The following is a 10409-nucleotide window of genomic DNA, read 5'->3' as shown; positions in this document are numbered from 1 at the left end:
ACCGATATTACATACATACGAGCTGGAGAGCGGTTTGTATATCTCTCTGTCATTCAAGATCTGTTTAACAATGAAATTGTGGCTTGGCGTCTTTCGGAACGAAATGACCTTGCTCTAGTTAGCGAGACGCTAGACGTTCTAAGTAAGAACGTGAACATGGAGGGTGTCATTCTCCATTCAGACCAGGGGTTTCAGTATACCTCCAAGCCGTTTAACCGCAAACTTAAGCGGCTTGGAATGCTTGGAAGCCATTCAAGGCGTGGAAATTGCCTAGACAATGCCTGTATAGAATCCTTCTTTTCCCATCTTAAAACAGAGAAGATTTATTTAACGAAACCCGGAACCCTGGCGGAAGTAGAACAACACGTACGGGAGTACATTTCATTTTATAATGAAAATAGATTTCAGAAAAAATTAAACAACCGTTCCCCGATTGAATACCGAGAAACGGTTGCCGCTTAAAGATGTCTTTTTAGTTCTGTCTACTTGACAGGGGTATGACCACATTGAACTGCACCCCATTTGTTAGACACGACTAACAATGGAGGTGCGGTTTTTTTGCCTAAATTCAGTTTAGATGAGAAATTGAAGGCCATTCGTAGGTATCAGCGTGGTACTGAGGGAGTCAAAAGCATTGCACAATCATTAGGGATGAATCATGAAGCTTTACGTATGTGGATTAGGCAATACGAATCTCACGGGGTAAAAGCTTTTGAAAAAACCTATACAGCTTACTCCACGGCATATAAACTAGACGTACTCAACTACATGAACGAGAATGGGACGTCTCCGAATGAAGAAGCTGTCATTTTTAAAATTTCTTCAACTGGAGTTATTAGGAAATGGCGTAGTCAATTCAATGAACATGGAATAGACGCCCTGAATTCAAAGAAAAAGGGGCGTCCACGCATGACAAATAAGAATAAAACCATCACAAAGAAACAAGAACCTGCCAAGGATTCAATGGAGGCTCTACAAGCTGAATTAGAACGTTTACGTATGGAAAACGCCTATTTAAAAAAGTTGAATGCCTTAGTTCAAAACAAGGAAAAATCACCAAACAAGACAAAGCGCAAGTCGTCTATGAATTAAGGCATGAGTTCCCGGTGGTTGCATTACTAAAGCTCGCTAAAGTCAAACGTAGCACCTTTTATTATTGGAACAAACAGTTGGGTAAGCCAGATCCAGACGCAGGTCTGAAACTCCTTATCCAATCTATTTACGAGGAACATCAGGGACGCTATGGCTATCGTCGTATCCGTGACGAACTATTTAATCGTGGCATCGAGTTAATCATAAGAAAGTGCAGCGTATTATGGCCGAATTAGGCTTGAAATCGGTAGTGCGTAAAGTTGCACCCAATGTACTCGATCGTAATTTTCATTCAGGCAAGCCAAACGAGAAATGGGTTACCGATATTACGGAATTTAAGTTGTTTGGAGAAAAGCTTTATGTATCCCCTGTTTTAGACTTGTTTAACGGTGAAATTATCACCTACACAGTAGGGGCTCGTCCTACTTATTCCTTAGTCTCCGAAATGCTGAATGAGGCATTTAAACGCTTATCCGAAAAGGATAAACTGCTCCTGCATTCAGATCAAGGTTGGCACTACCAGATGAAGCAGTATCAACACGCTTTAAAGAAACAAGGAATTACCCAGAGCATGTCTCGTAAAGGAAATTGTTACGATAACGCTGTAATGGAAAACTTCTTTGGCATTATGAAGTCGGAGTTTCTTTATCTAAATAATTTTGAAAGTGTAGATCACTTCAAGCAAGAACTAGAGCAATACATTAATTACTACAATCACAAGCGCATCAAGTCAAAATTAAAAGGCATGAGCCCGGTACAATACCGAACTCATGCCCAACTGGTTGCATAAAAATAGTTGTCTAACTTTAAGGGGTCACTTCATTATTACCCTGGCTACTACAAGTAAAATGTCTGCACTCCATTATTTTAACATTCTTTGACATGACATATGTATTTCATTTTCAAATAAGACATTTTATTGAAAAATAATTCATTGTGTGGTGTGGGAAATAGTTTTGCATAGAAAGCTACCTATATAAAAATAAAAAGACCAGCCAAAAAGCTGGTCAAGGAAACTATAAATGCGTATGCCTGATTTATGCCCCACCAATATAACCTTGAATCGAAATTACACCAGGAGCTTGTGACAATGTTCCAAACATCAATACAAAACTGAAGCCAACTGTTAGAAGAAGAACCATCTTTTTTTTCATTTCTTTCCCACACCTCCTGAAGCATACTTTGATACTTAATCAGTGTTTCAGGGTCTGCATGAACCCTGAAACGTTCAAACAGACCTGAGCAGTTGGAAATTAGTAGTACATTATTTATTTTAACGGATTTTCGAAAGCGTCTATAAGACATTTAAAACCGTATGGGTATTTTCCCCTGAACAGTTTATACTTAGCGAGTTTGTACCAAAAACGAGCGTATTCATCTGATAATACCTGCTGAGTGTAAATATCTGTAGCTTCGGGTTCACGGTATGCTGCGATATGAGATTCAAATCGGTCTAAAATATGGTCAATATCTAAATTGTAACGATTAGCTGCTTCAACAACATTCAGAAGTTCAGCAAAGATTTCTTTTTCGCCAGATATGTACTCTACATAATCCGGCAGCACACTAACATCTCCAGACATAAGCCTATTTACGTACGTATTAATTTTACCCAACCTTGGGATAATCCTAACCAATGTAGTGATTCTGGATCTCTTTCTTTTACCCAACTTAAATCAGTATACGCCTTGAGGTATATTAGATCTTGTTCGTAATCGCCTCTAGCATCACAAGCGTAAGCACACAACAGGTCTGCATAAGCTATGTAGGCAAAAAAGTGGACCGTCTTTGGGCTTCTTATGAAATTCTTGTCTCATGCCATAACGAAGCTTTGCTCTTTTTCTCATCATCTTAGCTAATTCATATACTTTATCTAACTGGTTCAATGCTCGATATAAATTTGCTAAGTCTTTCAAAGCGTCCAATTGATCCACTTCATCCAAACGGTCAATAAAAGGCTCAAATCTAGCAGCAATTTGAAGATTTTGAATCTGGTCTTCCCCAATTCCAAGTGTAAACAAACGATCTGGCAGACCGCCAATCGCTCTGAATGCTGATGTTTTTCACTCTCGGCTACTTTTTCATACAGATAAGCCGCAGTATCCTTGTATCCTTTTTGAAACGAGTCCTCTGCTAGTTCAAAGAGCAGCGGGGGATAAGTTGGACTATCCAGTAACATACTTACAACTCGCTGTACGCAATCTAACCGATTAAGTTCAATACATCGGTAAGAACAGGCTTATTTTTCGCCAGTTGAGTGAAAAATCTTCAATACACTCTTCTATAAAACGTTCGTAAAAATAATCTGGTGTTAAATTCATTCCCATAGTAATACTGTCCAGTTGGTGAACAGATATAGAACGATTTCCTGTCACAATGCCACTAATAGTACCTACGTTTAGATCAATGATGTGACCGAACTCGGTCATGGTTAAGTCTTTCTGTTTAAAGCACATTAATACCATATTTCGGAACAACAATAAATACTTATATTAGAAGAAGATTGGATGATGTATACAAAAAATGACAAGGAATTTAGACACCCTTGGTAGACTTGTAATTCCCAAAAACGAAAGATAGATTAGGAAAATTAAGGTTGGTTTTAATGAATTGTTTGAAGGAGGATATCCATTGAAGAATACAGGTATGACACGTCCTTTAGATCAGCTAGGCCGAATTGTCATTCCCATAGAAATCCTGAACACAACAGAGATTGAGATTGGCGATCCTTTGGAATTTTATATGGATGAAGAAAAAAGTCTTTTAGGCTAGGAAAGTATAATGGGGTTTCCTGTAAATTGTGCAGTTCGGCTCAGGGTCTAAGTTAATTCAAAAGCACTCTTTGTGTAGGCAATGTATACTCGAAATGAAGGGAAACGTAGGTATTACTCTCATTCCCATTCCTCCTGTTAAAAAGAAACCCAAAGAATCCAACGTCCATCGGCCTACATTACAACAGCTTAGAGATCTGAGGCAGCTCATGCGTGAGCATCCAGAAGCCAAGCAAAGCGAATATGTCAAGTGGCTTGGCGTGTCGCAGGCCCTTCTCAGCTCAAAAAATTATTATAGATAACGTTCGTACTTTAAGGTTATTATTCAGTTGGCCATAGTACAAACATTCGGATTTTAAAGTAGATACCTGGATGACCATGAGCTGTTCGAAAATCCAAGTTCCCTTATTTTCCGAACAATCACACTATAAAAAAAGCCCGCATAAATAAGCAGACATTTCATCCTCATGTATTTGTGGTATAATGGATATAAATAAAAGTAGCCGTGATGTTAGCGTACCACGGCTACCCGACAAAGGCCGGTGGGCAACCACGGCGAGAATTTCAGAGAATGAAAAACCGCCGGATTCCTTAGGCTCCGGTGGTTTTTCTTGTCTCGCGCTTGCTTACAGACGTTGACTAACGTATTTAGGCCAGTCATAATACCGACCAGTTTCAGTACAACATCCAAAAGCTTCAGACACAATTCAAGAGACGGCACAGCAGCACCCCTTTCGGGTAGCTTCGCCGTGTCTTTCCCACCGGTTACCTTGTTCTACCAATTATAACATAAACGAGGTACACGGAAATAGAATTGAAAACAGCAGAACCGCCCTCGATTCTGGGCGATTCTGCTGTCTTTCCAAAGCCAGTCTTCATAATAAAATACAATCATTTTGCTCAATTGGACAATGGGGTAAGACACTTAATTATTTCTTTTCCTCCTGCACATTAACAATTAAGTCTGCAAGCTGTTTAGCATCCTGTACTTTATGGGATACAACTACATTCCCCTTTGTGTCTATAATCCCATATTCACCGACCATCCCAACTGATCCAGTGTTATCATGAAAGAAAACAAGTCGTTTAGTTACAGCTGGTTGTTCACCCCATATACTTTCTATGTTTCCCCCCAAGTATTTAGACAAAGAGCTGTGTGTTCCATCCAGCTTAGAAAAAGTCTTTTTCCCCTCCCAAGCTAAGCTCATATAACCATTTTTCAACTCGTAATAATAAATACTGTCACTCCAAATAAAATACATCTTGGAAAGATCATTCTCTGGAAAAATAAAACTGAAACTTTCTCCTTCAGGTCGATCCTTGGATACATAGAACTGAACTCTTTGCAGTCCAATAACTCCCAATCTAGCTTTTGCCAAATCACCACTTTGTATCAACTTTTGTACATTTTGATCAAGATTTATAATAGCAATACCATTGTTCTTGGAGTCCCAATCTACAATAGCATTAAAATTCTCGCTAATAAATCTCAAAGGAACATAAGTCGCGCCGTCTTTCAAAACTGGAGGAGTGCTAAGGCTTATTTTTTTATGATTCTTAAGAGCAACGTTATTACCAACAGTTAGCTGTAGACTATCGCCATCACAAGTCACTGTTATCGTCTTACTTTTACTATTCCAAGCGACTTTGTAGTCTCCTAAAGACTCTACAACACGTACGGGTACAAAACTAGTATTATTTAAAACAATGGGACTTTTCATATCAGTAAGAAGATTTCCATTTGCGTTTAATTGAATGGGATTCGCCTTTGCACTAGCCATACTTCCTGAAAGTATAAGCAGAACAACAATACTAAAAAAAGTTTTCTTCAATATAATTCATCCTTATCTGTTTTAGATTGAGAATCCTCATTTTTCACTCTGAATGACTATTGTGCCTAAATCCCCCTTTTTTCACATCCAGTTTTTCTCCATCCAACAAAAGCATATGGACTTTCTTAGAGACCTATTGGGGGGGGGGATTATTTGGAAACCATTTTCCTAAAAACGCTAGGTTTAAAAAATGATTTATGATTGACTAAAATAATTAATATATCAAAAGTTTTTTTACTACCGACTTTTTATTCAGCATCACTAAAATAACATTAATAGGAGAATGAATTATATTTGTATAATACTTATTTGATTACTATTTATTTCATGTCTATTTTCGAAGATAATAATATACATTACCATATATAACCTTTATATGGTATACTTTTCTATGCCTGTGTTATGAAGTACCAAACTAATTCCTTACTGGAAATTGAGATACTAGTCATTATTGTTACAGTCATTTTCTCGGGTTACTTCCTACCGGGTGATCTATCAAATTTCTCTGATAAACAAAAATGAAAAGAAGGAGACGTACAATGATCTTCAAAAACAAAAAACGCTTGCACAATCTATTTGCCGCGGCAGTTCTCTTGTTGCTCTTCTTGAGTGCTGTCCTACTCATCAATGTGACGGATACAGAAGAGAACGTTAATTCAGATATAAATGCTCGCACAGTCCTTAAAGCAGGAGACGCTTCCTCGTTCAAGATTGACAGGCTGAACAGCTCGTTTCAATGGTTTCATAGTCTGGATCGAGCAATACAATTTACCAAATTTGATTTTAAAGTTCCTGATCATCTTCCCGAAGGTTATCAGCTTGAGATTGTGGATTTGAGTACGCTCTTTTCTGAAGCCAACCAAGCTGATCTTATTAATGTCGTAACCATAACGTTCGTATCGCAATTTGGTAGCAAAAATGAGCAATTTATAGAGATGCTGGCTTCCAAAGGGAAAGGAAATATGCTGGAGCATAATTTATTGTGGGGCGCCCCAGACTCACAAAAGTTAGCACAAACTCAGTTTTTCCAACAGAATGAGACTACAATTGGAAATGTAAAAGGCGTGTTATTCACGAAAAAGCAAGGCTCCCAGCACAATCGAAAAGCAGTTAACAGCTTTGTTTGGCAGGATAACGGTGTATCGTATGCAATCAATTGGGAGAAGCTCACGCAAGAAGAACTCCAAAAGGTTGTACATTCCTTCGCTTTTCCGCATCAAATCCAACATGTCCGTTACGACGGAGAAGGGAATTCATTTCCTCTGTACGATGAGACAGATTTACTTGAAGCGAAGAATATTCTCCGCTTTAAGGTGAAATTTCCGGACAGTTTGCCGAACACCCAACTTACGCTGAATGACTCGATCTTGTTGAGAGCGGAAGATCAGAATACTGGATACTCGTTTAGACAAACTGCAGATGTTCTGTGGAACATCTATCGCGCACCGTACAATTCCACAATTTATGATGACCCGAATGACGAGCTCTTGTTTTATCAAAGTAAAGTGCCGCTTTTTAATACGGCTAAGTTCTCGTTCATTCGTAAGCTGGAGATTAGCGGGGTTGAAATTTCGGCTTATGCCGACAACACCCACGTCTACTTTGGACCTCTCTATTCCAGCAACGACAAATCAAAGCTCAAAAACCAAACCTACTACTTTTGGAAACAAAATGGTGTTTATTATGCAACGGTCTTCCTAGGCTTGGACAAAAACCAAGAAGAAAATTTGAGGACTTTGCTTCTCACTCCTCTTCAATAGGATTTAAGTTGCATAATCCGTAGCATTGAAGTAAATACAGGCATACCTTGGGTTGTCCCCCTTTTTTTCATCTAGGGGCTAGGTACAGCTCTAGCCACTGTTCCAGCTATAACTGGGTTTAACCACTGTTGCTCTGGATCAAGATGTAGGGTTACGGTCGCTTTATAACGGAAGCGATAAGTTTGCCCCACTGCCATCGTGAAATATTGAACATAGCTTAGGAGACTTTCTAGGCGTTCTGTAGGATGCATAATTGGCTAAAAGATATATGGCTAAATTTTTTCTAATCAGATGACATCACATTGGGAGTGTCAAACTCAAAAGTCATAATAACCACTCTATTTTAAGAGTGGTTATTATTTATATGATGAAGTAATTTCTGTTTAAGCCGAACTTTGTGTTTAGATACATTACGCTAAACCGTATCATATACTTAAGCCTTGGCTACGCTATTCTGCCCGTTAGCTTAATGAGGCAACGTCAGTCTTTATTTGCTTAGTCTATGTAATGTAGCGCTTAGAAAAATGTAAATGAGTCCATTTGCAAAATTTGGAATCTTCTTATTTCCAATTCTACATGCAAGAGCTATTTATGTTCAGTGTAAGGCAGTGTAAGATACTGGTCGTTTATAAGACATCGTCATCTGCTAACTCATCCGCTTGGCGTTCGTAATCTTCTAAATTTGCTGGGATCTTTAATCTTACTTTATCACCGTTAAGGATTACTCCCATTTTGCTCGCGTGTTTGAAAGGATCATACGGTTCATTGTTTTTAAGGTATGAGTATAAAACTTGGGCAATCTTACCGCATACATGCCCTATTGCTTTTCTCTTTGCCGATCCTCGATCAACTAATCGTTTATAGTAAACACGAAAACTATTTCACTTATTTTTGAAGATATTAGTAGCAAAGTCATTAAGAATAAAACTCTGCGAGTATCTCTAACACCCTCGTATGTCTGCCTACTCTTAAAAACGGATGTCCCCGAGATTTTATTCTCTGCAGCTACACCAAGGTACTTTTTAGGCTCTAAATATGTTGAGAAACGTTCAATATCACCAATAGCACCGATAAATGTACAGGCCATAGATTCACTCATGATAGGGAAGGACATAAGTATCTTTGTATAAGGATGAGGTTTATATCCTTCTTCTTTATTCCCATAAAGCAGGGAAGCTATCTGTTTATCTATAGAGTAGCCTCGATCTAATAGAACTCTAACAACTAAATATGAATAATACCCACCAGTTGGTTCCAGTAATATAAAGAAATCCTGGGGTTTATACTCGAATTGTGTTTGAATATCTTCTAAAGCATGGATAAACTTTGTAATCCCTTGGCTATCCGAGTTAAACTTCATTGTTTTACTACGTTTCCATTCCTTCTCACTGCGGAACTTTTCAAATGGAATGCAAGCAGCAACATGGAAATTCGAACCAATAGCTATTCCAACATAGAAGGGATAAAAAGCTCTTGAGTTGTCTTGGTCTTCAATAATGCTCGTATCCGTAAGCATAAAATTATTCAACTTATGATCACCTATTCGAATCATTTGCACCAGATTAACCAAGTTTTCTTAAGAGCTCCGCAATGGGCCCAATGTAGCATGTCAGGTTTTAGATTCGGTGCATTACCCATAATAAACTGAGAGGTCTGAATCTGCCTCAATAACTTTAAAGGGCTTCTGTTAAGTTCTTTCGACAGAAGGAAACAATTTCCTGCTCTCTCTATTAAGTTCTGTATTTTTCTACGCAAAAAAAACTGTCATTTCGACAGGTTGAATAATCATCAAATGTGCAGCGCCAAAAATATGGAGCGCCTCATTTCTGTTAAAGAAGTCTAGGAGGATGTCCTGCCGGCTTCAAACCTATTCTGGGCGGTTGTTCCCTGAGAGGTCACTGCACAATTATATATACGCCTATTAAGGACTAATTCCTTCTAATACGGTACCAGTTACCACAAATACTTTATAGAAGTCTTTCTAAGCTCCACATTAGACTCAGGGGTTAACTGGTACTACGGTATTTTAGCATGTTGCTCAAAAGTGGAAAAAGCCTATTTATTGAACTAACGTTCCTCGTTAGCTTAATTCCGAAATCCCTCGGACAGACCGAGGGGCGATAGCCCCAATGTTGAATATGGTGTTATCTGATGGATACGCCATCTAGGAAACACTAACATTTCTTTTACTTAATTTCTTAAAAACCGAGTATTCCTTATTGGACTTAATAAAACTTAATATCTTTTCGGCACATTCTATTGGATTCATATCTTCCGTATTTACTTCAAGGTCATATTCATCAAAGCAATATATTTTGCTAAACTGTGAAGCTGCTAGTCCAATCTGTCTATCTCCTCTTGTTTGCTCTCTTTTTATGAGTTCTTCTTCCGAGCATATCACACCTATAAATAACGTAGGCTGATCGAAAAATTGATCAAGAAACTCATTAAACCTCTTGTCATTGTCGATTATGGTATCTGCTATTACATTAAAACCCAATTCTAATAACAATTTAATTGTCGAATGGTACACTGAGAATATGGAATCATGAAGTATTTGTGAGACAACTTGATGATCTATTTCTTTTGGAGGATCATCTGGAAATTTATTATTAATAAAATCATAGTAATTATTAAAAAAATCATCAATTGATAAACGATAAAAAAGGATCTCTTTCTGATTTATCAGTTCAGTCGATATGGAGGTCTTTCCGGAACTTGAAGCTCCATTTAGAAAAATTAATATCCCTTGCTTCAATTTAATCATCCCTTCAAAAAAAAAATTATTTCGTATCTTTCAGATAACGTTATATTCACAAAGTTCATTAAATTATCCAATTCAGAAAATATTCGAGAAACGATTGAACTATCCTGTCAGTTCGTATTATGAGATCAACCAGTTCTTTCTGGTTGATCCTTTTTTCATTTGCATAGAGGATTAAGGTAGCCTGGTC

At 37.9% G+C, this 10409-nt stretch carries 6 protein-coding genes and 2 pseudogenes; 4 read left to right on the top strand and 4 right to left on the bottom strand.

Translation table 11 applies throughout. The annotated features are described in order from the left end of the window. The coding region (locus G9G57_RS25100) for an IS3 family transposase (protein WP_164965668.1) at positions 1 to 462 on the top strand (462 nt) is incomplete at its 5' end. A gap of 96 nt (positions 463 to 558) precedes the next feature. Next, a pseudogene (locus G9G57_RS25095) lies at positions 559 to 1882 on the top strand (IS3 family transposase). A 347-nt stretch (positions 1883 to 2229) separates the two neighbouring features. Here G9G57_RS25095 and G9G57_RS25090 read toward each other — a convergent pair. After that, positions 2230 to 3557, bottom strand: a pseudogene (locus G9G57_RS25090) (helix-turn-helix domain-containing protein); the annotation flags it as partial. A 166-nt stretch (positions 3558 to 3723) separates the two neighbouring features. Between G9G57_RS25090 and G9G57_RS26110 the strand changes: the two are divergent. After that, on the top strand, positions 3724 to 3864 hold the full coding sequence (locus G9G57_RS26110) for an AbrB/MazE/SpoVT family DNA-binding domain-containing protein (RefSeq protein WP_238799342.1): 141 nt from the start codon (positions 3724 to 3726) through the stop codon (positions 3862 to 3864). 928 nt (positions 3865 to 4792) lie between these two features. On the opposite strand, the gene G9G57_RS25080 is transcribed toward G9G57_RS26110, so the two are convergent. Continuing rightward, a complete protein-coding gene (locus G9G57_RS25080) occupies positions 4793 to 5695 on the bottom strand; it encodes a stalk domain-containing protein (RefSeq protein WP_164965667.1) in 903 nt (300 codons plus the stop codon). A 539-nt stretch (positions 5696 to 6234) separates the two neighbouring features. Between G9G57_RS25080 and G9G57_RS25075 the strand changes: the two genes are divergently transcribed. Then, complete coding sequence (locus G9G57_RS25075) at positions 6235 to 7455, top strand: peptidase M56 (RefSeq protein WP_164965666.1); 1221 nt, start codon at positions 6235 to 6237, stop codon at positions 7453 to 7455. An 850-nt stretch (positions 7456 to 8305) separates the two neighbouring features. Here G9G57_RS25075 and G9G57_RS25070 read toward each other — a convergent pair. Both G9G57_RS25070 and G9G57_RS25065 read right to left on the bottom strand, forming a co-directional pair. Further along, positions 8306 to 8983, bottom strand: a complete 678-nt coding sequence (locus G9G57_RS25070; RefSeq protein ID WP_330720480.1) for a transposase — start codon at positions 8981 to 8983, stop codon at positions 8306 to 8308. Between the two features lie 636 nt (positions 8984 to 9619). Then, positions 9620 to 10213 carry a chloramphenicol phosphotransferase CPT family protein gene (locus G9G57_RS25065; protein ID WP_164965665.1) on the bottom strand — a complete coding sequence of 198 codons (594 nt, stop codon included), beginning with the start codon at positions 10211 to 10213 and terminating at the stop codon, positions 9620 to 9622. Positions 10214 to 10409 lie beyond the last annotated feature (196 nt).

The organism is Paenibacillus sp. EKM211P (assembly GCF_011066175.1).
In the GTDB taxonomy this organism is placed as follows: domain Bacteria; phylum Bacillota; class Bacilli; order Paenibacillales; family Paenibacillaceae; genus Paenibacillus; species Paenibacillus polymyxa.
The sequence above is the reverse complement of the archived record's forward strand: the minus strand, read 5'-3'. Positions and strand labels throughout refer to the sequence as shown.

Bases quoted from the DNA above. Each gene is read 5' to 3' on its own strand.
- G9G57_RS25075 (WP_164965666.1), top strand. From the start codon at position 6,235: ATGATCTTCAAAAACAAAAAACGCTTGCACAATCTATTTGCCGCGGCA.